Source organism: Psychrobacter sp. 1U2, from assembly GCF_051847575.1.
This window is the reverse complement of record NZ_JBPYDC010001181.1, coordinates 1-677: the sequence shown is the minus strand read 5'-3', so window position 1 is coordinate 677 and position 677 is coordinate 1. Positions and strand designations below refer to the sequence as shown.

The window sequence follows — 677 nt, the reverse complement described above, 5'->3', positions numbered from 1 at the left end:
CTGTTATCTGCTCACCAGAAAAATATAGCAAGCTTGATACTCTCGTAGATAAGAGCAAGCTTGCAGGCTGGATTGACTATACTAAAGAAGATGCATTCCCTAATTTGCAAGCCGATGTGCTACTGGACTTAGTCGGTGATGATGCTGGCGTACGCGCGCTTGATGTGCTTAAATCTGGCGGACGCGTCAATGTATTACCTACTATTTGGGTCGATAAACTTAAAGAGGCGGGTAGCCAGGACAACCTAAATGTGGCAGGTTTTAAGGCTCAGCGTAGTGGAGAGGTTATGGGTCAGGTCTTACAGAAAGTAGGAGATGGAAAGTTGAAGTTACAAATTCAGCAGACTTATCCGCTATCTGAAGTCGTTGCCGCGCACAGTGAGCTACAAAAAGGCGATACCTTTGGTAAAATTGTCTTAAAAGTTTCTGATGACGAAGAGACAAGTACTAACGAAACAGCTACTACTGATAATAAAACAATCGCTGATGAAAAAGCGAGTCAAGGTAGTGCTACTAATACCAGTACTACCGATAATAAAGCCTACGAAGATCAAGTTCGTCAAGAAATAGAAGCTTGGAGGAATCCTGATAAAAGCTTACTAGATAAAGCCTTTGCTACCTTAAGTATGCCTATCGATAAAGCTGGGGAGACGCTTATGGCGGCACCGCAATTCGGT

Annotated in this window: 1 protein-coding gene; it reads left to right on the top strand. The window is 43.3% G+C overall.

Features of this window, described 5'->3' with window-relative positions:
• Positions 1 to 677 (top strand): zinc-binding dehydrogenase (locus tag ACS8FD_RS21075; RefSeq protein WP_439277302.1); only part of this gene is annotated, 677 nt, incomplete at both ends.